At 73.8% G+C, this 22,159-nt stretch carries 14 protein-coding genes; 10 read left to right on the forward strand and 4 right to left on the reverse strand.

Features of this window, described 5'->3' with window-relative positions:
• The first annotated feature begins 63 nt into the window (after positions 1-63).
• The 7 genes from ACZ7RU_RS05855 to ACZ7RU_RS05885 all read left to right on the forward strand — a co-directional run bounded on the left by ACZ7RU_RS05855 (position 64) and on the right by ACZ7RU_RS05885 (position 12,780).
• A complete protein-coding gene (locus ACZ7RU_RS05855; protein ID WP_470339771.1) occupies positions 64-3,015 on the forward strand; it encodes a putative bifunctional diguanylate cyclase/phosphodiesterase in 2,952 nt (983 codons plus the stop codon).
• A gap of 333 nt (positions 3,016-3,348) precedes the next feature.
• Entirely contained in the window at positions 3,349-5,202 is a 1,854-nt protein-coding gene (locus ACZ7RU_RS05860) for an acetolactate synthase large subunit (RefSeq protein ID WP_470339675.1), read from the forward strand.
• Between the two features lie 31 nt (positions 5,203-5,233).
• Entirely contained in the window at positions 5,234-5,758 is a 525-nt protein-coding gene (gene ilvN / locus ACZ7RU_RS05865; protein ID WP_049657946.1) for an acetolactate synthase small subunit, read from the forward strand.
• Positions 5,759-5,869: 111 nt separating this feature from the next.
• The gene (ilvC, locus tag ACZ7RU_RS05870) at positions 5,870-6,868 is read left to right on the forward strand and encodes a ketol-acid reductoisomerase (protein ID WP_387750543.1); all 999 of its coding nucleotides are present in this window, start codon (positions 5,870-5,872) and stop codon (positions 6,866-6,868) included.
• A 249-nt stretch (positions 6,869-7,117) separates the two neighbouring features.
• Complete coding sequence (gene serA / locus ACZ7RU_RS05875) at positions 7,118-8,698, forward strand: phosphoglycerate dehydrogenase (protein ID WP_470339772.1); 1,581 nt, start codon at positions 7,118-7,120, stop codon at positions 8,696-8,698.
• A 292-nt stretch (positions 8,699-8,990) separates the two neighbouring features.
• Entirely contained in the window at positions 8,991-9,152 is a 162-nt protein-coding gene (locus ACZ7RU_RS05880; protein WP_470339676.1) for a hypothetical protein, read from the forward strand.
• A 259-nt stretch (positions 9,153-9,411) separates the two neighbouring features.
• Positions 9,412-12,780, forward strand: coding sequence for a S8 family serine peptidase (locus ACZ7RU_RS05885; protein WP_470339677.1), 3,369 nt, complete (start codon positions 9,412-9,414; stop codon positions 12,778-12,780).
• Between the two features lie 72 nt (positions 12,781-12,852).
• On the opposite strand, the gene ACZ7RU_RS05890 is transcribed toward ACZ7RU_RS05885, so the two are convergent.
• Entirely contained in the window at positions 12,853-15,366 is a 2,514-nt protein-coding gene (locus ACZ7RU_RS05890; RefSeq protein WP_470339678.1) for a YfhO family protein, read from the reverse strand.
• 429 nt (positions 15,367-15,795) lie between these two features.
• Here ACZ7RU_RS05890 and ACZ7RU_RS05895 point away from each other — a divergent pair, with 429 nt between their 5' ends.
• From ACZ7RU_RS05895 to cimA, 3 genes are all read left to right on the forward strand, one after another.
• Positions 15,796-16,833: a 3-isopropylmalate dehydrogenase gene (locus ACZ7RU_RS05895; protein ID WP_470339679.1), complete on the forward strand. Its 1,038-nt coding sequence runs from the start codon at positions 15,796-15,798 to the stop codon at positions 16,831-16,833.
• A 278-nt stretch (positions 16,834-17,111) separates the two neighbouring features.
• Positions 17,112-18,224: a branched-chain amino acid aminotransferase gene (locus tag ACZ7RU_RS05900; RefSeq protein WP_470339680.1), complete on the forward strand. Its 1,113-nt coding sequence runs from the start codon at positions 17,112-17,114 to the stop codon at positions 18,222-18,224.
• A 420-nt stretch (positions 18,225-18,644) separates the two neighbouring features.
• The gene (gene cimA / locus ACZ7RU_RS05905) at positions 18,645-20,249 is read left to right on the forward strand and encodes a citramalate synthase (RefSeq protein ID WP_470339681.1); all 1,605 of its coding nucleotides are present in this window, start codon (positions 18,645-18,647) and stop codon (positions 20,247-20,249) included.
• A gap of 118 nt (positions 20,250-20,367) precedes the next feature.
• Here the strand turns inward: cimA and ACZ7RU_RS05910 are convergent, their stop codons facing one another.
• From ACZ7RU_RS05910 to ACZ7RU_RS05920, 3 genes are all read right to left on the reverse strand, one after another.
• On the reverse strand, positions 20,368-20,952 hold the full coding sequence (locus tag ACZ7RU_RS05910; RefSeq protein ID WP_380703124.1) for a GTP-binding protein: 585 nt from the start codon (positions 20,950-20,952) through the stop codon (positions 20,368-20,370).
• Complete coding sequence (locus tag ACZ7RU_RS05915; RefSeq protein ID WP_470339682.1) at positions 20,933-21,574, reverse strand: DUF742 domain-containing protein; 642 nt, start codon at positions 21,572-21,574, stop codon at positions 20,933-20,935. The genes ACZ7RU_RS05910 and ACZ7RU_RS05915 overlap by 20 nt, the downstream gene beginning before the upstream one ends.
• A 161-nt stretch (positions 21,575-21,735) precedes the next feature.
• Positions 21,736-22,149 carry a roadblock/LC7 domain-containing protein gene (locus ACZ7RU_RS05920; protein WP_030248297.1) on the reverse strand — a complete coding sequence of 138 codons (414 nt, stop codon included), beginning with the start codon at positions 22,147-22,149 and terminating at the stop codon, positions 21,736-21,738.
• Positions 22,150-22,159 lie beyond the last annotated feature (10 nt).

The following is a 22,159-nucleotide window of genomic DNA, read 5'->3' on the forward strand; positions in this document are numbered from 1 at the left end:
CCGGAAGCACCGCACACCGACACGTCCGCCGCCGACGTGCCCGCACCCGTCCGCCGCGGCCCGCTGCGCCGGCTCCGGGAGAGCCGCGCGCTGCCCGGGTTCGTCCTGGGCGGGCTCTGCCTGGCCTACGCCACGGGCGCCGCCGCGGGCTGGGGTTCACGCCAACTGTCCGTCTTCATGGGCGACTTCGGGCTGGCGGCGGCGGCACTGGCGGCCGCGCTGTCCTGCCTGGTGTACGGCTGCACGGTCGGCGGGCACGCCCGTCCGGCCTGGCTGCTGTTCGGCCTCTCCTCGCTCATGGTGGCCTTCGGCAACGGCACCTGGGGCTGGTACGAGCTGGTCGTGCGCACCCCGCTGCCCCAGGACTCGCTCGCCGAGTACGCCTTCCTGCTGTTCGCCCCGCTCGCCATCACCGGCGTCCTGGTGCTGGCCCAGCACCCTCGCTCGGCGGCCGGCTGGCTCTGCCTGCTGCTCGACGGCTGGCTGATCGCCGGCTCGCTGTTCACCCTCAGCTGGAGCCTGGCGCTCGGCCGGATCGCGGCCGGCGAGGACGGCTCACCCCTGCGCCTGGCGCTCAACCTGGCCTACCCGGTGCTGGACATCCTGCTGGTCAGCCTGGTGGTCGGGCTGCGCTTCGGCGGCCGGGACGGCAACCGGGCGGCGGTGCACACCGCGATGCTGGCGCTCGCCGTCACCGTCACCTGCGACGCCCTGTTCACCTCCCCGGAGCTGCGCAGCAACTACCACTCGGGCGAACTGCTGGACGCCGGCTGGTTCTCCGGCAGCCTGCTGCTGGCCTGGGCGCCGTGGTCGCCGCGCTGGCGCCGTCCGCTGCGCGAGCACCCCTCGGCCGGCGGCCTGCCGCACCGCCGGGTGGCCACCACCTTCAGCGCCCTGACCCCGTACGCGGCCGCCGCGGTCTGTACCGCCGGCATCCTCTACAACGCCCTCGGCGGCCGGGAGCTGGACCGGGTGGTGGCCGCGGCGGCCTGCACCGTCGGGCTGGCGCTGATCCTCCGGCAGGGCGTGATGCTGCTCGACAACCTGTCGCTCGCCCAGGAACTCGCCCACAAGGAGGCGCACTTCCGCTCGCTGGTGCAGGGGTCCAGCGACGTCATCATGATCGCCGGCGCCAACGGCGTGCTCTCCTACGTCTCCCCGGCCGCGCTCGGCGTCTACGGGCGGGACCCGGAGGAACTGGTCGGCGGCAACCTGCTGGACCTGGTCCACCCCGAGGACGTCGGCCGGGTGCTCTCCGAGGTCCGCCGCTACCTCGCCAGGGTCCGGCTCACCGCCCACCGCAGCCCCGGCGCCGCCGAGCCCTCCGCCCGGGTCGAGTGCCGGATCAGCTCCGGCGCCGGCGAGTGGCTGCACGTCGAGTCCACCGTCAGCAGACATCGCGACGGCCTGCTGCTCAACAGCCGGGACGTCACCGAACGCGTCATGCTCCAGGCCCAGTTGCAGCACAACGCCTTCCACGACCCGCTCACCGACCTGCCCAACCGGGCGCTGTTCACCCAGCGGCTGCGGGCCGCCCTCGGCTCCCGCGGCCAGCAGGACGGGACGGGCTCCGGGATCGCGGTGCTCTTCCTCGACCTGGACGGCTTCAAGGCGGTCAACGACACCGCCGGGCACCAGGTCGGCGACGAACTGCTGGTGCAGGCCGCCCGACGGCTCCAGAGCGCCGTCCGCTGCGGGGACACCGTCGCCCGGTTCGGCGGCGACGAGTTCGCCGCGCTGGTCTGCGGCCCGCTCGGCCGCCTCCAGGTCCAGGAGCTGGCCGAGCGGCTGCGCCTCGCGCTCTCCGAGCCGTACTGGATCGGAGGCGCCGAACTCAGCGTCGCCGCCAGCATCGGCATCGCCTTCGGCACCCCCGAACGCGGCCCGGCGGGCGACCCCAGGGCCGCCGCCGACGAGCTGATGCGCAACGCCGACCTCGCGATGTACCGGGCCAAGTCCGAGGGCAAGGGCCGGGTGGTGCTCTACACCCCCGCGATGCGGGCCGACCTGGAGCGCCGCACCGAGCTGGAGGAACGGCTGCGGCTGGCGGTCAGGGAGGGCGGCTTCACACTGCTCCACCAGCCCGTGGTGGACCTCGGCAGCGGCGCGGTGACCGGCGTCGAGGCGCAGGCCCGCTGGCGCTCGGTGGGCGGCCTGCTGCTCACCCCGGCCGAGTTCCTGCGCTCGACCGAGCACGGCGACGCGGCCACCCGGTTCTCCCGCTGGCTGGTCCTGGAGGCGGTCAGCGCGGCCGTCGAGCGCCGCGGCCTGCCCGGCAGGGGCCGCGGCGCGCCGGACCCCGTCCCGGTGGCCGTCCGGCTCTCGGTGGAGCGGCTCTGCTCGCCCGGCCTGTACGAGACGGTGGCCGCGGCGCTGCGCGACAGCGGGCTGCCGGCCGACGAGCTGGTGATCGAGGTGGCCCGGATGGGCCCGGACTCGCTCGCCGACGAACTCGGCCGCCGGCTCTCCGCCCTGCGCGGCCTCGGCGTCTCCACCTGGCTGGCCGGGTACGGCGCCGGCGGCGGCTCGCTGGGCGCCCTCGCCCGGCTGCCGCTGGACGGGCTCAAGCTGGACCGCACGCTCGTCCAGGACCTCGGCGAGTCCCCGCTGAGCCGCACCCTCGCCGGGCACGCGCTGCGGCTGGGCCGCGACCTCGGGATGGCCACCGCCGCCGAGGGGGTGGACCTGCCCCGCCAGGTCGCCGCGCTGCGGGAGCTGGGCTGCGGGCAGGGCCAGGGCTCGGCCTTCGCCCCGCCGCTGGACGAGCCCCGGCTGCGCCGGGCGCTGGCCCGCCGCGACTACCCGCTGCCCGCCCCGGGAGGCCCGCTCCCGGCCCGCCGGCCGTACCCCGCCGCCGCGGACGACACCCGGACGGGTGGCCGGACGGACAGCCGGACGGACGCCGCGCCGGGACGTGGCGCACATCACCACGGCGGCCCTGACCTGCCCGGACACCGGGCCGCCGCCGGTCCGCAGGGGGGTCCGCATGGCGAGACGGTCGTCCCACCTGCTTGACACGCCGCCCCGCACGGGAGGATGGTCGTTGCCATGCGCACCCGAATTCTCGTACTTGGCGGGCGCGTCGGCTGAGTGGGCTCGTACGCCCTGCTCGTGACAGACCGACGCGCCACCCCTCGCATGCCCTTGGGCACGAGGGGTTTTTTGTTGCACTGACGCTGTTCCACCCCCGCAAGACCCCTGGCCCCGACCGCCCGATCCGGTCCGACTTCCGTCGGAGCGAGCGGGACGATTGAGGCAGAGCCGGCGATCGGCCCGGACCGGGACCCCACCCTCGCAGCACCGGGGCCCGCAGCACCGGGCCGGCAAAACCCGAGAAGAGACAGGCAGATGACTGAGCACGCCGCATCCCCCCGCCGCGGGGACAACCCGGCCGCCAACGCTCCCGCTCCCCAGCACGTCGTCGAGACCATGACCGGCGCCCAGTCGCTCATCCGCTCCCTGGAGGCCGTGGGCGCGGACACCGTCTTCGGCATTCCGGGCGGGGCCATCCTTCCCGCGTACGACCCCCTGATGGACTCCGTCAAGGTGCGCCACATCCTCGTCCGGCACGAGCAGGGCGCCGGTCACGCCGCCACCGGCTACGCCCAGGCCACCGGCCGGGTCGGGGTCTGCATGGCGACCTCGGGCCCGGGGGCGACCAACCTGGTCACCCCGATCGCCGACGCCTACATGGACTCGGTGCCGGTCGTCGCCATCACCGGCCAGGTCTCCTCCAAGGCGATCGGCACCGACGCCTTCCAGGAGGCGGACATCTGCGGCATCACGATGCCGATCACCAAGCACAACTACCTGGTCACCGACCCGGCCGAGATCCCCCGGGTGATCGCCGAGGCCTTCCACATCGCCGCCACCGGCCGCCCCGGCCCGGTCCTGGTCGACATCGCCAAGGACGCGCTCCAGGCGACCACCACCTTCCGCTGGCCGGTCGAGACCGCGCTGCCCGGCTACCGGCCGGTGACCAAGCCGCACGCCAAGCAGATCCGCGAGGCCGCGAAGATGCTGGTCGGCGCCAAGCGCCCGGTGCTGTACGTCGGCGGCGGCGTGCTCAAGGCGCGGGCCACCGCCGAACTGCGGATCCTCGCCGAGCTGACCGGCGCCCCGGTCGTCACCACCCTGATGGCGCTCGGCGCCTTCCCGGACAGCCACCCGCAGCACCTGGGCATGCCCGGCATGCACGGCTCCGTCCCGGCCGTCACCGCGCTCCAGAAGTCCGACCTGCTGTTCACCCTCGGCGCCCGCTTCGACGACCGCGTCACCGGCAAGCTGGACGGCTTCGCCCCCCACGCCAAGGTCGTCCACGCCGACATCGACCCGGCCGAGATCGGCAAGAACCGCCCGGCCGACGTGCCGATCGTCGGCGACGCCCGCGAGGTGCTCGCCGACCTGATCGTCGCCGTCCAGGCCGAGTTCGACGCCGGCCACAAGGGCGACTACGCCGAGTGGTGGGAGCGGCTCGACGAGTGGAAGCGCACCTACCCGCTCGGCTACGAGCCCGCCCCGAACGGACAGCTCTCGCCGCAGCAGGTCATCGAGCGGATCGGCCGGCTGGTCGGCCCCGACGCGATCTACGCCGCGGGCGTGGGCCAGCACCAGATGTGGAGCTCGCAGTTCATCCAGTTCGAGAAGCCGGGCACCTGGCTCAACTCGGGCGGCGCCGGGACGATGGGCTACGCCGTCCCCGCGGCGATGGGCGCCAAGGCCGGCCGCCCGGAGAGCGCGGTCTGGGCGATCGACGGCGACGGCTGCTTCCAGATGACCAACCAGGAGCTGGTCACCTGCGCCCTGAACGACATCCCGATCAAGGTCGCGGTCATCAACAACGGCTCGCTGGGCATGGTCCGGCAGTGGCAGACGCTGTTCTACAACCAGCGCTACTCCAACACCGTGCTGCACTCCGGCCCCGGCCACGACGGCATCGAGCCGCCGGCCCAGGGCACCCGGATCCCCGACTTCGTCCTGCTGTCCGAGGCGATGGGCTGCGTGGGCCTGCGCTGCGAGCGCCCCGAGGACCTCGACGCGGTCATCAAGCAGGCGATGGAGATCAACGACCGCCCGGTGGTCATCGACTTCATCGTCCACCAGGACGCCATGGTCTGGCCGATGGTCGCGGCCGGCACCAGCAACGACGAGATCCAGTTCGCCAAGGGCGTGCGCCCCGACTTCGGCGACGACCTCGACTGACCGGCCCCTTCCAGAACGACTGAGGAATCCCATGTCCAAGCACACCCTCTCCGTCCTGGTCGAGAACAAGCCCGGCGTGCTCGCCCGCATCGCCGCGCTGTTCTCCCGTCGGGGCTTCAACATCGACTCCCTCGCCGTCGGCTCGACCGAGCACCCGGACGTGTCCCGGATGACGATCGTGGTCAACGTCGAGGACCTCCCGCTGGAACAGGTCACCAAGCAGCTCAACAAGCTCGTGAACGTGATAAAGATCGTCGAACTCGACCAGTCCGCTGCGATCCAGCGGGAACTGGTCCTGGTGAAGGTCCGCGCCGACAACGAGACCCGGTCGCAGATCGTCGAGATCGTCCAGCTGTTCCGTGCCAAGACCGTCGACGTGTCGCCCGAAGCGGTGACCATCGAGGCCACCGGCAGTTCGGACAAGCTGGAGGCCATGCTCCGGATGCTGGAGCCTTACGGCATCAAGGAGTTGGTCCAGTCCGGCCTGGTCGCCATCGGCCGCGGCGCGCGCTCCATCACGGACCGCTCGCTGCGCGCCCTGGACCGCAGCGCGTAAACAGCGCGAGACCCCGTCTCAAACCTCGAAGCAAAGACCCACACCCCCCGCCGGTGCGCATACGGTGAGTACCGCGTACCCGGCAACCATCACGCAAGGAGATGTGCCCCCGTGGCCGAGCTGTTCTACGAAGACGACGCCGACCTGTCCATCATCCAGGGCCGCAAGGTCGCGGTCATCGGCTACGGCAGTCAGGGCCACGCCCACGCGCTGTCGCTGCGCGACTCCGGCGCCGACGTCCGGGTCGGCCTGAAGCCGGAGTCCAAGTCCCGCGCCAAGGCGGAGGAGGCCGGCCTGCGCGTCGTCACCCCGGCCGAGGCGGCGGCCGAGGCCGACGTCATCATGATCCTGGTGCCGGACCCGATCCAGGCCGACGTCTACGAGGCCGACATCGCCCCGCACCTGAAGGCCGGCGACGCCCTGTTCTTCGGCCACGGCCTGAACATCCGCTTCGGCTTCATCAAGCCCCCGGCGGACGTCGACGTCTGCATGGTCGCCCCGAAGGGCCCGGGCCACCTGGTCCGCCGCCAGTACGAGGAGGGCCGCGGCGTCCCCGCGATCGTCGCCGTCGAGCAGGACGCCTCGGGCCAGGCCTTCGCGCTGGCGCTGTCGTACGCCAAGGGCCTGGGCGCCACCAAGGCCGGCGTCATCAAGACCACCTTCACCGAGGAGACCGAGACCGACCTGTTCGGTGAGCAGGCCGTCCTCTGCGGTGGCACCGCCGCCCTGGTGAAGGCCGGTTTCGAGACCCTGGTCGAGGCCGGCTACCAGCCGGAGATCGCCTACTTCGAGTGCCTGCACGAGCTGAAGCTCATCGTCGACCTGATGTACGAGGGCGGCCTGGAGAAGATGCGCTGGTCGGTCTCCGAGACCGCCGAGTGGGGCGACTACGTCACCGGCCCGCGGATCATCACCGACGCCACCAAGGCCGAGATGAAGAAGGTCCTCGCCGAGATCCAGGACGGCACCTTCGCCAACACCTGGATCGCCGAGTACAAGGCGGGTCTGCCCAAGTACAACGAGTACAAGAAGGCCGACGAGGACCACCTGCTGGAGACCACCGGCAAGAAGCTGCGCTCGCTGATGAGCTGGGTCAACGAGAAGGCCTGACCCCGTCAGGGCCGTTCCGGCCCCGATTCCGTAACTTCCTTGTACAAGTAGGCTGCTCTCGTCCGAGTGATTTCGCCGGACGGGAGCAGCCCGCTGTCCAGCCCGTCGATACACTCCGAGTGCGCGTCAGGCCCACAGCGTCGTGCGTCTACTCACGCGGCATGCCACCTTCCCCCGCCCTCCACGCCACCTACGTGCCCGGGGGGACCGGACAGTTAAGGACCCACTGTCGTGAGCACTGTGAACACTGTGAAGACCGGCGTAGTTCTGATCGCCGAAGAGCTCTCGCCCGCCACCGTCGACGCCCTCGGCCCCGACTTCGAGATCCGGCACTGCAACGGCGCCGACCGCACCGAGCTGCTCACCGCGATCGCCGACGTCGACGCGATCCTGATCCGCTCCGCCACCAAGGTCGACGCGGAGGCGCTGGCCGTCGCCCGCAAGCTCAAGGTGGTCGCCCGGGCCGGCGTCGGCCTGGACAACGTGGACGTCGCCGCCGCCACCAAGGCCGGCGTGATGGTCGTCAACGCGCCGACCTCCAACATCGTCACCGCCGCCGAGCTCGCCTGCGGCCTGCTGATCTCCGTCGCCCGCAACATCGCGCCGGCCAACGCCGCGCTCAAGCAGGGCGAGTGGAAGCGCAACAAGTACACCGGCGTCGAGCTGAGCGAGAAGACCCTCGGCGTCGTCGGCCTCGGCCGGATCGGCGTCCTGGTCGCCCAGCGGATGTCCGCGTTCGGGATGAAGATCGTCGCGTACGACCCCTACATCCAGGCCGCCCGCGCCGCGCAGATGGGCGTCAAGCTGGTTTCCCTGGAGGAGCTGCTGGAGGTCTCGGACTTCATCACCGTCCACCTCCCCAAGACCCCGGAGACGATCGGCCTGATCGGCGACGAGGCGCTGCACAAGGTCAAGCCGACCGTCCGCATCGTGAACGCCGCCCGCGGCGGCATCGTGGACGAGGAGGCGCTCGCCAGCGCGCTGCGCGAGGGCCGGGTGGCCGGCGCGGGCCTGGACGTGTACGCCAAGGAGCCGTGCACCGACTCCCCGCTGTTCGCCTTCGACAACGTGGTCGCCACCCCGCACCTGGGCGCCTCCACCGACGAGGCGCAGGAGAAGGCCGGCATCGCGGTCGCCCGGTCGGTGCGCCTCGCGCTGGCCGGCGAGCTGGTGCCGGACGCGGTGAACGTCCAGGGCGGCGTGATCGCCGAGGACGTCCGCCCGGGCCTGCCGCTGGCCGAGAAGCTCGGCCGGATCTTCACCGCGCTGGCCGGCGAGGTGGCCGTCCGCCTCGACGTCGAGGTCCGCGGCGAGATCACCCAGCACGATGTGAAGGTGCTCGAACTGTCCGCGCTGAAGGGCGTGTTCGAGGACGTCGTGGCGGAGACGGTGTCCTACGTCAACGCCCCGCTGTTCGCCCAGGAGCGCGGCGTCGAGGTCCGCCTGACCACCTCCAGCGAGAGCCCCGACCACCGCAACGTGATCACCGTCCGCGGCACGCTCGGGAACGGCGAGGAGATCGCCGTCTCCGGTACGCTGGCGGGCCCCAAGCAGATCCAGAAGATCGTCGGCGTGGACGCCTTCGACGTGGACGTGGCGCTCACCGACCACATGGCCTTCTTCAAGTACGAGGACCGCCCCGGCGTGGTCGGCGTGCTCGGCCGCCACCTCGGCGACGCGGGCATCAACATCGCCGGCATGCAGGTCGCCCGTGACGGCGGCAGCGCGCTGGCCTCCATCACCGTGGACACCGAGATCCCGCAGGAGGTGCTGTCGGCCATCGCCGCGGAGATCGGCGCCCGCTTCGCGCGCTCGGTCGACCTGGGCTGATCCTCCCGGTTAGCACACGGCCTCGGGGCCCGGACCGCCGTTCGAACGGCGGTCCGGGCCCTGCTGCGTTCTCCCGGGTGACACCCGTCTCAGATACTAGGAAATCCAAGTATTCGTGCAGACACGGCCCGGGCGTGGCCGTACCGTGGAAGGGCCATACGGTGTGCCGCCCCTGTAGCCAGGGTCTGCGGCCCGTGTGCGCGTGCGCCCTCACGAGCGGGTGACCCCCGCTCCCGCGCTCCCCTCCCCTCTTCGCGCCGCCCGTCGCGGCGCCGTTCCCAAGGAGCCCGGTATGTCGCCGACCGCCGACCGTCACGCCACTTCCGCCCCCGCCGCCACCCCCGTCCGCGCCCCGCGCCGCCGCCGGGCCGCCGAGCGGAACCCCTTCGCGGCCGCCGCGCTGCAGCGCGCGCTGGACCGCCGGGACAACGGCGGCCTGACCGGCCACCACTGAGCGGCTCCGCTGCCGGGCCGGGCCGGGTCGGGCCGGCCGCGGCGTTCGGTCGGTGGCGTTCATCCGCCGAATGAGCCGTACGGGTCGTCAGGACGTCACCCAGTAGAGTGCAACCTCGTTCCGTCCGAGGGAAGTTGCCCGTCCCCGTCGGCGCGATCATCCTAAATTCGGGGCCCTCGGAGGGGTGATCGACGTTCGCGTGGGCGAGCGTCAGCGACACGGAGTGCGGATCAGTCCCCCTGCCGGGGGAGAGGGCCCAGTGCGTCTGCCATCCGTCCGCCGACCCGCCGCCCGGATCGGCCTCACCCTGGTCCTGCTGGCCGGAAGCGCCGTCCTCGCCGCCACCCCGGCGGCCGGCGGCCCACCGACCGCGGGACCACCAGCGGCGGGACCACCGACCGCCGGACCGCCGGGGCCGGGCCGAACGGCCTCCGTCCTGCTCGAACTCGGCACCGAGACGGCCGGCTCCGCCTGGCAGCGCGCCGCCGACGGGGCCCGGCGGGCCCGGCGCTCCCCGGAGGCCGTCCGCCGGGAGGCCGCGCAGGCCGGCGCGGCGCAGCGGGCCCGGGCCGGGGACGCGCTCGACCGGCTCGCCGGGGCCGTCCACCGGGCCGCACCCACCGCCCGCGAGCTCTACCGGACCCGGACCGTGCTCGCCGGCCTCGCGGTCAGCGCGCCCGCCGACCGGCTGCCCGCACTGCGGGCGCTGCCGGGCGTCCGGGCCGTCCACCCGATCGTCGCCAAACGGCGGGTCAACGCCCACTCCGTCCCGCTGACCGGCGCCCCCCGGGTCTGGGCCGGCGACCAGGCGGCCGGCACCGGCCGGGGCATCCGGATCGGGATCATCGACAGCGGCATCGACTACACCCACGCCGACTTCGGCGGTCCCGGCACCGAGGAGGCCTTCCGCTCGGTCGAGCGCGGCCGGCCCGCGCCGCCCGCGCTGTTCCCCAACGCCAAGGTGGTCGGCGGCAGGGACCTGGTCGGCGACGACTACGACCCCGACCCGGCCTCCCCGCACCACCAGCCCGTGCCGCACCCCAGCGACAACCCGATCGACTGCGTGCGCAACGGACACGGCACCCACGTGGCCGGCACCGCGGCCGGGTACGGTGTCACCGCCGACGGCCGCCCGTACACCGGCCCGTACGGGCCCGGACTGGACCCGGCCGGTTTCCGGATCGGCCCCGGCACCGCCCCGGGCGCGCAGCTCTACGCGATCCGGGTGTTCGGCTGCGACGGCTCCACCGACCGGGTCACCGAGGCACTCGACCTGGCCGCCGACCCGGACGGGGACGGCGACCTGAGCGACCGGCTGGACGTCGTCAACCTCTCGCTCGGCAGCCACTTCGGCAGCACCGACGACACCGACGCCCTGGCCGTCGACCGGCTCGTGGAACTGGGCACCGCCGTGGTCGCGGCGGCGGGCAACGACGGCGACGTGTACGGCATCGGCGGCAGCCCCGGCACCGCCGCCCGGGCGATCACCGTCGCCGCCTCGGTGCACGGGCACGCCGACGTGGACGGCATCACCGTGCTCGCCCCCGCCGATCAGGCCGGGGTCGTCCCGGCGCACTGGAGCGAGCGCTACAAGGGTTGGTCCACCGTCGACGTCAGCGGCGAACTCGCCCTGCCCGCCGACCAGTCGGACGGCTGCACCGCGTTCAGCGAGGCCGACCGGCAGCGGCTGGCCGGGCGGATCGCGCTGCTCACCTGGCGCACCCGGGAGGCCGACCGGGCCTGCAACTCCGGCCCGCGCGCCGACCACGCCGCCGACGCGGGCGCGATCGGCGCGCTGTACGCCGCCGACTCCGACCACCTCGCCGAGATCTCCGGCGACGACCGGATCCCGGCCGCGCTGCTGGCGCACGCCGACGGCGAGCGGCTGCGGCGGGCCGCGGCCGCCGGGCCGGTCATGGTGCGGCTCGCCGCGCCCGGCAACACCCTGCACGGCTCCGTCGCCCAGGACCAGCCGGCCCGGGTCGACACCCTGACCGACTTCACCTCGCGCGGCATCGGGGTGCCGGGCGTGGTCAAGCCCGACCTGGCCGCCCCGGGCGAGAGCATCTGGTCCACCCTGGTCGGCAGCGGCGCCGGCGGCCAGCGCGAGAGCGGCACCTCGATGGCCGCCCCGCACGTGGCCGGGCTCGCCGCGCTGGTCCGCGCCGCGCACCCGGACTGGCCGGTCGAGCAGGTCAAGGCCGCGCTGATGAACACCACCGTGGACACCTTCCTCGGCGACGACCGCAGTGGGCCGGTCTACGGGCCCGAGCGCACCGGGGCCGGGCGGGTCCGGGTAGACCAGGCGGTCCGCACGCCCGCCGTCGCCTACGCGGCGGGGGAGGGCGCGGCGGAGGGCGGCGTCGGGGTCTCCTTCGGGCCGGTCGAGGTCGACGGGCCGACGGCGGTCACCCGGGAGATCGAGGTGCGCAACACCTCGGACGCGCCGCTGGCCTACCGCACCTCGTACGCGGCGGCCACCGAACTGCCCGGCGCCTCCTACCGGGTGGCACCGGCCCGGGTCGACGTCCCGGCGGGCGGCACCGCGCGGGTGCGGGTGACCCTGTCCGTACCGGGGGAGCTGGGGCGCGCGCCCGACCCGACCATCGACACCGTGCAGGGCGGCCGCGCCCGCACCTACCGGGGCGAGCTCTCCGGCCGGGTGCTGCTCACCCCGCTCGGCGGCGACGCGCTGCCGCAGTTGCGGGTCCCCGTGCTGGCCGCCCCGCACCCGACCGGCGAGCTCGCGGTGGCGGCCGCCGTCCGCACCGCCCGGGACGGCACCCTGGTCGCCCTCGGCGGCAGGGCCGCGCCAGGCGGACGACCCGGGCTGGTCGGCGCCTTCGCCCTCGGCGGGGAAGGGCCCCGCTGGCCCGACTGCCCGCCCGGCGGCAGCGGCTCGGAGGTCGCGCCGGGTGCGGGCGTCCGGCCCGGGGCCGCGACGGAGGGGACGGACCCGGCGGACGAGCTCTGCGTCGAGCACCCCGGCGAGCGGTCCGCCGACCTGCGCGCGGCCGGTGCCGCCGTCGACTCCGAACTGCTGTATGTGGGCGCGCAGTTGTGGGCGCCTGCGGCCACCCCGGTGGGGCTGTACGGAGTGCGGGTGGCGCTGGACACCGACGGGGACGGCAGCACCGACGTCGTCCTCAAGGCCGACCGGCAGCGCGGCAGCGACGTCCTGGTCTCCCGTGCCCTGGACGCCCGCACCGGCGCCGAACTGGACGTCCAGCCGCTCAACACCCACTGGGGCGACACCGACACCGCCCTGCTGGACAGCGACGTCCTGGTGCTGCCCGTCCGGCTGAGCGCCCTGCCCGGCGTCGGGCCCGGGCACAGCACCGTTCGCTACGGCGTCTGGACCGGCTACGCCGGGGGCGGGACCCCGGACGTGGCCGAGGCGCTCTCCGCCATCGGGCTGAACGGCACCACCCCGTCCGTCCCGCTGGACGTGCTGCACCCGGCGCTCACCGCGAGCGTCGGCCTCGACGGCCCGGCGGCGGTGGTGGTCCCGGCCGGCCCGGGCAGCGTCCTCTCCGTACACCGGGCGCCGGGCGACACCTCGCGGCTCCTGCTGCTGTACCACCTCAACCCGGCCGAGCGGCGGGCCCAGGTGGTCGACCTGCCCTGATCGCGGGGCCTTCGGCCCGAGGGCGGCCCACCGGGACTCCGGTGGGCCGCCCTCTGCCACGAGGCCCGGCGGTCAGGTTCCGGCGGGCAGGGGCCGGTCTCCGGCCGCCCGGCGGCGGTCGCGGCGCGGGAGACGGGCCGGGCGGCGGGCCGCGCGGCGGGAGAGCCGGGCGAACACGGCCACCAGGGCGAGCACCGCGGCGCTGGCGGAGGCGACGGTGAGGCCCTCGGTGAGGCCGGGCGGGCGGAAGGCGCAGTCGATCCGGGAGGCCCCGCCGCCCAGCGGGACGCCGATCATGCCGAGCACCGGGGTGGGCGCGGTGCGGCGCCCGCCGTCCACCGCGCAGGTCCAGCCCTCGGTGGCCGGGACGGAGAGCAGCGCGGTGCCGGTGGACCCCGCCGGAAGGGCCGCGGTGACGGTGTGCCCGCCGGCCTCCACCCGGGTGGCGCCGGTCGCGGTGAGCCGGGCGACGGCGGCCTCCAGCGCGCCGGCCCGCAGGCAGCCGATCGGGCGGGCCGGGACCTGGCTCACCACGTCCGACCGCAGGGTCACCCGGACCACCCCGTCCGCCGGGACGGTCCCCAGCCGGTGGATCGGCACGGCCGTGGTGGGCTGCTCGCCGTCGCTGCGGAAGCTGGTGCCGAGACCGCTGACCGTGCCCCGGTACCAGACCCCGTGGAAGAAGGCCGTCCCGCCCGGCGTGCAGGCGGCGGTGAACACCGTGCCCTCCTCGCCGCTCGGCACCGACCAGCCGCTGGTGCCGTGCAGGAAGGGTGCCGGTCCGCCCGCCGGGACGGGCAGCGGGGCGTCGTACACCTGGCTGCCGAGCAGCGACTCCTGGCGGGCCCAGACCGAGGAGGTCTCCGTCCGGGCGCCCGGGGGCAGCACGGTGACCAGCGGCGGTGCGGCGGTCGCCCGGACCGGGGTGAAGGCGGGCGGCGACGCGTCCGGCTCGGCCCCGTCGAGGTGGGTGCGGACGCCGAACAGCGCCTGCCCGACCGGGTCGGTGACGCTCGCGGTCTGCCGCCCGCCGGCCGTCCAGCCCGCGCCGAGGTCGTGCAGCAGCAGGGCGGTGACGGTCGGCAGGTAGCTGCTGAAGTAGCCGCCGCCCTGGCCGTTCAGCAGCAGCGGGTCGTTGGGGGTGAAGGCGTGCGGCCCGGGGTCGCTGCGGCCGCGCGGCCAGTCGGCGGCCGCGCGCAGCGCCGCGTGCCCGGCCCGGACGGCCGCCGGGGAGAAGCCGTCCGCGGGGGCCGCGCCGAGCGCCGCGTACCCGGACCAGACGGCGTTGCCCAGCACCGCGCCGCCGATCGCCCAGGTGGCGAGCGCGTACGCCCGCCGGTCCGCGGGCCGGCGGTTCAACAGCCACAGCGCGGCCGACAGCACGGCGCCGCCGACGGCCAGCAGCACCCAGGTGGCCGGGCGGACCGGGTGCCGGCCCGCCGCCAGACCGGCGACCACCGCGACCACGGCGGCGCCGCCCAGCACGGTGAGCAGGTCCGGGCGGTGCGCCAGCGACGCCCAGCCCGCCAGCACCAGCAGCCCGCTGAGCACGAAGGCCACCCGGTACGGCCCGCCGACCGGGATCGCCAGGCCGTGCCAGACCAGCAGGGTCGGGGTCCAGACGAAACCGGCGGTCACCAGCACCAGCGCCGCGCACCACAGGGCGCGCTCCCGCGGCCGCACCCGCCGGTTGAACGGCAGCCCGCAGACCACCAGCAGCCCGAAGACGCCGATGGCCACGTCCGGCAGCCGCTGCCCGCCGTGGGTGGCGGGCAGCAGCCGGGCGAGGTGCACGCCGACGCCGGACGGGCCGAGCGGATCCACCGGGGACTCCGGCTGGGCCCGCCGGGCGGCCAGGACCGCGACGAACAGCACCGGGGAGGCGAGCAGCACCCCGGCGGTGGCCATGGTGACGGCCCGGCCGGTGGCCCGGACCCGGTGGCGGAACGGGCGAGGGGCGGCGAACAGCCGGACGGCGAACAGCAGCCCGGCGGCCAGGGTGGCCGGCGCGGCGGTGTACAGGTTGCCCGCCCAGGCCAGCGCGACGCACAGCGCGCCGGCCACCCAGTGCCGCTCGCGCAGGCACCAGTCGGCGGCCAGGCCGAGCAGGGGCAGCGAGACCAGGCCCCAGAGCCACATCGGGGCGGCCCCGCCGACGTCCAGCACCCAGGCGCACAGCCCGTACCCGACGGCGGCGAGCGCCCGCAGCGGGCGCGGGCCGGGGTGGAGGCGGCCCAGCAGGTGGGTCATCAGGGCGGTGCCGAGGCCGATGGTGGCCAGGGTGACCAGCAGGACGGCGAGCCGGCCCTGGTCGCGGGGGAGGAGCGCGGTGGGCCAGGAGAAGGGGTTCATCAGGTAGGCGAAGAAGTCCGCCAGGAACGGGGCGCCGTAGCCGCTGTTCCAGTTGACCAGCAGGTCCCCGGCGGCCTGTCCGTGCAGCAGGTCCCACAGGTGCGCGTGGTACGGCACGGCGACCGCCTCCGCCCCGGCCGGCCACTGCCCGCGCACCGCCGCCGCCAGCCCGTACCCGCCCGTCGCCAGCCCCGCCGCACCCCCGCAGACCAGCACCTCCCGCCGCCTGCCCATCCGCACCCCCGCCGCACCGGCCCGCTCCCGACCCCGCCACCCTAAGCACGCCCCCGGCGCCCCCGCGTCACACCCGTCCCCTCGAAGGAGTGAAGCCTGAGGAGGCTTCGCCGAGCAGCCCGGGATGGCCGTCAGGATGCCCGCACGGGAGGAACCATGAGCATCGCGCCGTACCCCGCCTGGATTCGGCGCCGCGCAGGTACGCGGCAGCGGGGATCCGCCACTTCCGGCGTGTCGAGTGCGATGAGGGGCGTCCGGTCGTCTGCACGTTCGAGCTGGAGCCGGCGTCCAAGCGATACCGCCCGACCGGTGTCCGCCCCAAGCAGTTGAAGGTCGATCAGCCGTTCGGGATCGAGATCGACCTGACCTGGTCGTCCGCATGGTGGACGGCAGGTGTCAGTGGCTGGGACGGCGGAGTAGGGTCCGAGCATGTCTCGCACCATTCGTCTCGCAGTTGTCCCCGGTGACGGAATCGGCCAGGAAGTGGTGGCCGAAGGCCTCAAGGTCCTGGGTGCCGCGCTTCCCGCCGACGTGAAGCTGGAGACCACCGAGTACGACCTCGGGGCCCGGCGCTACCACCGGACCGGGGAGACGCTGCCGGACGACGTCCTGGCGGAGCTGAAGTCCCACGACGCGATCCTGCTGGGCGCCATCGGCGACCCGAGCGTGCCGTCGGGCGTGCTGGAGCGGGGGCTGCTGCTCAAGCTGCGGTTCGCCTTCGACCACCACATCAACCTGCGCCCGGGCCGGCTCTTCCCCGGGGTGGCGTCCCCGCTGGCCGGTCAGCCGGAGATCGACTTCGTGGTCGTCCGCGAGGGCACCGAGGGCCCGTACGTCGGCAACGGCGGCACGCTGCGCGCCGGGACGCCCCAGGAGGTGGCCACCGAGGTCAGCCTGAACACGGCGTACGGCATCGAGCGCGTGGTGCGCGACGCCTACCGCCGGGCGCAGGCGCGGCCGCGCAAGAAGCTCACCCTGGTGCACAAGAACAACGTCCTGGTGCACGCCGGGCACCTGTGGACGCGGATCTTCGCCGAGGTCGGCCGGGAGTTCCCCGAGGTCACCACCGACTACCTGCACGTGGACGCGGCGACGATCTTCTTCGTCACCCAGCCGGAGCGGTTCGACGTCATCGTCACCGACAACCTGTTCGGCGACATCCTGACCGACCTGGCCGCCGCCGTCACCGGCGGGATCGGCCTGGCCGCGAGCGGCAACATCAACCCGAGCGGCGACTTCCCGTCCATGTTCGAGCCGGTGCACGGCTCGGCGCCGGACATCGCGGGCCAGGGCAAGGCCGACCCGACGGCCACCGTGCTGTCGGTCGCGATGCTGCTGGAGCACCTCGGCTTCGCCGCCGAGGCCGCCAAGGTCGAGGCCGCCGTCGCGGCGGACCTGGCCGAGCGCTCCGGCGCCCGCAGCACCTCCGAGGTCGGCGACGCGCTCGCCGGCCGAGTATCCGGCTGACGGGCCGGATCCAAGAGCGGGGTTCCGGCTGACGGGCCGGATCCAAGAGCGGGGTTCCGGCCGGCGGGCCGGATCCGACAAGGTTTCCGGCCCGGCGGGCCGGACCGCACAACCGCGGCCTGCCGCCCTCAATGAGGGTGGACAGCTGTTCGGCACGGCCCTCTGGATGCGAGTATCGACAGTGGGCCGTGCCGTTGTGCGTTCATTCCGGTGATTTTCACCGAAACGTTTCCGCAGCGGTGGCGGCCCGGACCAACCCCACGGTGAAGGAAACAGCCATGAGCACGGCCACCCAGGCGCCCATCACGTTCGACCTCAAGCCCTCCGCCCACCCGCTGCCCGCAGCGGAGCGCGGGGCCCGGCTGGCCAACCCGGGCTTCGGCCGGGTCTTCACCGACCACATGGTCACCATCCGCTGGACCGAGGGCGTGGGCTGGCACGACGCCCAGCTGGTGCCGTACGCGCCGCTGGAGATCGACCCGGCGAACATGACCCTGCACTACGGCCAGGCGATCTTCGAGGGCCTGAAGGCCTACCGCCAGGCCGACGGCTCCATCGCCACCTTCCGCCCGGAGGCCAACGCCGCCCGCTTCCAGGCCTCGGCCCGCCGCCTGGCGATGCCGGAGCTGCCGGTGGAGGCCTTCGTCGAGGCCGTCGAGCTGCTGGTCCGCCAGGAGCAGGACTGGGTGCCGAACGAGCCGGAGCAGAGCCTCTACCTGCGCCCGTTCATGTTCGCCACCGAGGTCGGCCTGGGCGTCCGCCCGGCCAACTCCTACCTCTTCATGATCATCGCCTCGCCGGCCGGCGCCTACTTCCAGGGCGGCATCAAGCCGGTCTCGGTCTGGCTGTCCAAGGAGTACGTCCGGGCCGCGCCCGGCGGCACCGGCGCCGCCAAGTGCGCCGGCAACTACGCCGCCTCGCTGGTCGCCCAGGCCCAGGCCGCCGAGAAGGGCTGCGACCAGGTGGTCTGGCTCGACGCCGCCGAGCACCGGTGGGTCGAGGAGATGGGCGGCATGAACCTGTACTTCGTCTTCGGCGAGGGCAGGGACGCGAAGATCGTCACTCCGGAGCTGTCCGGCGCCCTGCTGCCCGGCATCACCCGCGACTCGCTGCTCCAGCTGGCCGCCGACCTCGGCTACGCGGTCGAGGAGCGCCGGATCTCCACCGACGAGTGGCAGCAGGCCAACGCCGACGGCACCCTCACCGAGGTCTTCGCCTGCGGCACCGCCGCCGTCATCACCCCGGTCGGCTCGGTGAAGTCCGCCGCCGCGGACTGGACCGTCGGCACCGGCGAGCCCGGCCCGGTCACCATGGAGCTGCGCAAGGCGCTGCTGTCGATCCAGGGCGGCCAGACCCCGGACACCCACCACTGGCTGCACAAGATCGTCTGATGACGAGGTCCGGGCGCCCCGCGACCGGGGCGCCCGGACCGTACCCCCGAAGCGTTCTTCGGGCCGTCGACCGGTCGCCTCGTCCGAGCCGTTCCGCATCCCGAGACGGGCGGGCCGGATCCCGGGCGGCTGTGCCAGACTGCGAGCGTGTCCTCGCTTTCGCTGATTATTAGCGGCAGGCGCGCCGGTCCGCAGTGACCGCTTCCCGCACGACCCGATGCGGAGCGACCACGAGCGTCCAGACCCGCGCGCAGACCTCTCGCACCCGCGAGGGGTCTTTTTGTTTCTCCCGGACCGGCCGAGGGCCCTCACGAGGGGCTCGGGGACACCGGGACCGCGCGCGGGATCCTGGACAGTGGAGCCGGGACGGAAAGTCCGGCAGAGCAGTACCAACCTCCCCGAAACGGAGAACCAGGGGTCATGACCGAGGTCACCCGTACCGACGACAGTTTCCACGTGTTCGACACCACGCTGCGCGACGGAGCACAGCGGGAGGGCATCAACCTGACGGTGGCGGACAAGCTGGCCATCGCCCGGCACCTGGACGAGTTCGGGGTCGGCTTCATCGAGGGCGGCTGGCCCGGAGCCAACCCGCGCGACACCGAGTTCTTCGCCCGCGCCGCCGCCGAACTGGAGCTGGAGCACGCCCAGCTGGTCGCCTTCGGCGCCACCCGCCGGGCCGGCGGCAAGGCGGCGGACGACCCGCAGCTGGCCGCGCTGGTCGCCTCCGGCGCCCCGGTGATCACCCTGGTGGCCAAGGCGCACGACCGGCACGTGGAGCTCGCGCTGCGCACCACCCTGGACGAGAACCTGGAGATGGTCCGGGACAGCGTCGAGTTCCTGCGCTCCAAGGGCCGGCGGGTGTTCATCGACTGCGAGCACTTCTTCGACGGGTACCGGGCGAACCCCGAGTACGCCGTGTCGGTGGTCCGCACCGCGCACCGGGCCGGCGCGGACGTGGTGGTGCTCTGCGACACCAACGGCGGGATGCTGCCGGCCGGCGTCCGGGAGACCGTCGCCGACGTGCTCGCCCGGACGGGCGCCCGGCTGGGCATCCACGCCCAGGACGACACCGGCTGCGCGGTGGCCAACACCCTGGCCGCGGTGGACGCCGGGGCGACCCACGTGCAGTGCACCGCCAACGGCTACGGCGAGCGGGTCGGCAACGCCAACCTGTTCCCGGTGGTCGGCGCGCTGGAGATCAAGTACGACCGCCGGGTGCTGCCCGCGGGCCGGCTGGCCGAGATGACCCGGATCTCGCACGCGATCGCCGAGCTGGTCAACCTGGCCCCCTCCACCCACCAGCCGTACGTCGGCTTCTCGGCCTTCGCCCACAAGGCGGGCCTGCACGCCTCGGCGATCAAGGTCGACCCGGACCTGTACCAGCACATCGACCCCGAGCGGGTCGGCAACACCATGCGGATGCTGGTCTCCGACATGGCCGGCCGGGCCTCCGTCGAGCTCAAGGGCAAGGAGCTCGGCTACGACCTCTCCAGCGACCGGGACCTGGCCGGCCGGGTGGTGGCCAAGGTGAAGGAGCAGGAGAACCTCGGCTACACCTACGAGTCCGCCGACGCCTCCTTCGAGCTGCTCCTGCGCGACGAGGTGCGCGGCCGCCGGGACCGCTTCTACACCCTGGAGTCCTGGCGGACCATCAGCGAGCAGGGCCCGAAGGGCTTCACGGGCAACGAGGCCACCGTGAAGCTGTGGGCCAAGGGCGAGCGCCGGATCGCCACCGGCGAGGGCAACGGCCCGGTCAACGCCCTGGACCAGGCGCTGCGCACGGCCCTGGAGGGCATCTACCCGCCGCTGGCCACCTTCGAGCTGGTGGACTACAAGGTCCGCATCCTGGAGGGCCAGCACGGCACCGGCTCCAAGACCCGGGTGCTGATCGAGTCCACCGACGGCGTCGCCACCTGGTCGACGGTGGGCGTGGCGGACAACGTGGTCGCCGCCTCCTGGCTGGCGCTGGAGGACGCGTACACCTACGGCCTGATCCGGGCCGGCCTGGAGCCCACCGAGTAGCCGGCGCCCGGCACGCCGGTGGCCCGCGGGACCTCGCCCGAGGTCCCGCGGGCCACTGCTATTCGCGCGCCCGGTTCCGGGACGCTCCCCGTCCGGTGCCGCCCGGCGTGGTTCCCGTTCAGCGGAGTCGGGCGAGGAGGGCGTGTTCGACGAGGGTGATGAGGGCGCTCTTGGCGCTGTCGCGGCGGCGGGCGTCGAGGGTGATGACGGGGGTGTCGGCGCCGAGTTGGAGTGCTTCGCGGACTTCGTCGGGGGTGTGGGGCTGGTGTCCGTCGAAGCCGTTGAGGGCGACGACGAAGGGCAGTCCGCTGTTCTCGAAGTAGTCGAGGGCGGGGAAGCAGTCGGCGAGGCGGCGGGTGTCGACGAGGACGATGGCTCCGATGGCGCCGCGGACGAGGTCGTCCCACATGAACCAGAAGCGGTCCTGTCCGGGGGTGCCGAAGAGGTAGAGGATGAGGTCTTCGTCGAGGGTGATGCGGCCGAAGTCCATGGCGACGGTGGTGGTCGTCTTGCCGGAGACGTGGCTGAGGTCGTCGATGCCGGCGGAGGCCGAGGTCATGACGGCTTCGGTGCGCAGGGGGTTGATCTCGGAGACGGCGCCGACGAGCGTGGTCTTGCCGACGCCGAAGCCGCCCGCGACGACGATCTTCGCGGAGGTGGTGGCGCGGGTGGGGGCGGCCGCGTTAGAGCTTGCGAAGTCCACTGAGGACCCTTTCGAGCAGCGTGACGTCGGGCTGGTTTCCGGATTCGCCGCCGGAAGCGGGCTGGTGGATGGCGACCAGGCCGGCCTCGGCCAGGTCGGCCACGAGGATGCGGGCCACCCCCAGGGGAAGGGAGAGCAGCGCCGACACCTCGGCGACGGATTTGACCTCCGTGCACAGCGTGCAGATCCGCTGGTGCTCGGGGAGCAGGGTGGCCAGGCGCTGCGGGTCGACGTCGGCGGAGACCAGGGCCTCCAGCGCGAGTTCGTAGCGCGGCCGGGTCCGGCCACCGGTCATCGCGAACGGGCGGATCAGCGGGCCGGAGTCGGGTTCGTCCTCGAACTCCTCGACGTGGCCGGGCTCCTGGGCGGGCAGGTAGCCGGGGGCCGGCTCGGGCGCCGGGGCCGGGTAGCCGGGTGCCGGGGCGCCGTACGAGGGCTGCCGGGCGTACTGGTCGTACTGGCCGTACTGCTCCTCGGGCCGGGGGTACGGGTTCTGGGGCTGTCCGTACTGGTGCCGGCCGTACTGCTGACCGTGGCCGACGCCGGGTGCTCCGAAGGCGTCATGGCCTGTGCCAGGGTACGGAACGCCGTACTGGCCGCTGCGGTCGTCGGGCGGTGTCACGGTTCCTCTCCTCACAGGGTGCGGCGGTGCGGTGCGAGCTTCGGCGCAGGTCCGGAGCCGGTGGTGCGAAGGCCGTACAACGTCCGAACCCGAGCCCGCCGAAGCGGGCCCGGGAAGGACGCGGAGGTACTTCGAATACCTGGACGGTATCCGACGAACCGTCAGTGCAGGAGACTGCCCTGGAGTTCCGCGCGGAGAGCGGGGGTGAGGACGGCGCCGGCGCGGTCGACGAGCAGGGCCATCTCGTAGCCGACGAGGCCGATGTCGGAGTCCGGCGCGGCCAGGACGGCGAGCGCCGAGCCGTCGCTGACGGCCATCAGGAACAGGAAGCCCCGCTCCATCTCGACGACGGTCTGGTTGACCTCGCCGCCCTCGAAGATCCGGCTGGCGCCGGAGGTGAGGGAGGTGAGGCCGGAGGCGACGGCGGCGAGCTGGTCGGCACGGTCGCGCGGGAAGCCCTCGGACATGCACAGCAGGAGGCCGTCCGCGGAGACCACCACGGTGTGGGACACCCCGGGGGTGTTGTCCACGAAATTGGTGATCAGCCAGTTCAGGTTCTGTGCGGCCTGGCTCATCTGAGTCAAC

It is taken from the genome of Kitasatospora sp. NPDC114501, assembly GCF_055633695.1.